Genomic DNA, 1,020 nt, shown 5'->3' on the forward strand with positions numbered 1-1,020 from the left:
CCTTGCCAAGCAGGATGAAAAGACAAAAGTTATCAATATTGGTACAGAAGTAGAAGGTACAGAACTCAATATTGCAAATAAAGACAAAGTAGATCGGACACTTTCAGGTGTTAAGGCAGCAGAGAATGACAATGAAGCAGTCAATAAAGCGCAGCTTGATAAAAGTCTGAAGGATCTTTCCAGCAGTCTTCAGTCTGATGATTCAGCTGTTGTTCATTACGATAAAAAAGCTGGTGATAATGGCGGCATTGATTACACGAGTGTGACTTTAGGTAAAGGTAAGGATGCAGGACCAGTTGCACTTCATAATGTTGCCGAAGGTAATATTGCTAAGGATTCAAGGGACGCAATTACAGGTGGTCAGCTTTATTCCTTAGGGGACAATGTTGCAACTTATTTAGGTGGTGGCGNTGCCGAAGGTAATATTGCTAAGGATTCAAGGGACGCAATTACAGGTGGTCAGCTTTATTCCTTAGGGGACAATGTTGCAACTTATTTAGGTGGTGGCGCTGAATATAAGGAAGGTCAATGGAGTGCTCCAAGCTTTAAAGTTAAAACTGTCAAAGGTGATGGTAGTGATGTTGAAGATAAGGAATATAAAACTGTAGCGGAGGCATTGGCTGGAGTTGGTGCTTCCATCACCAATGTTCGCAAAGAGATTAACAATGAAATTACTAATGTTGTCAGTGATAGCCTTGCCAAGCAGGATGAAAAGACAAAAGTTATCAATATTGGTACAGAAGTAGAAGGCAGTGAAATCAATATCGCAAATAAAGACAAAGGGGATAGAATACTTTCCGGTGTGAAGGAAGCAACGAAGAATAATGAAGCAGTCAACAAAGAGCAACTTGATAAAAGTTTAGAGAAGCTTTCTAACAATCTTCAGTCTGATGAATCGGCTGTTGTTCACTATGATAAAAAAGATGGTGATAATGGCGGCACTAATTATGCGAGTGTGACTTTGGGTAAAGGTAAGGGTTCTGCATCTGTTGGTTTGCATAATGTTGCCGAAGGTCAGAT

1 pseudogene is annotated in these 1,020 nt (G+C 40.2%); it reads left to right on the plus strand.

The window, feature by feature from the left end:
• A pseudogene (locus ACFIKN_RS07295) lies at positions 1–1,020 on the plus strand (hypothetical protein); the annotation flags it as partial.

This window comes from Bartonella sp. CL436QHHD, assembly GCF_042195105.1.
In the GTDB taxonomy this organism is placed as follows: domain Bacteria; phylum Pseudomonadota; class Alphaproteobacteria; order Rhizobiales; family Rhizobiaceae; genus Bartonella.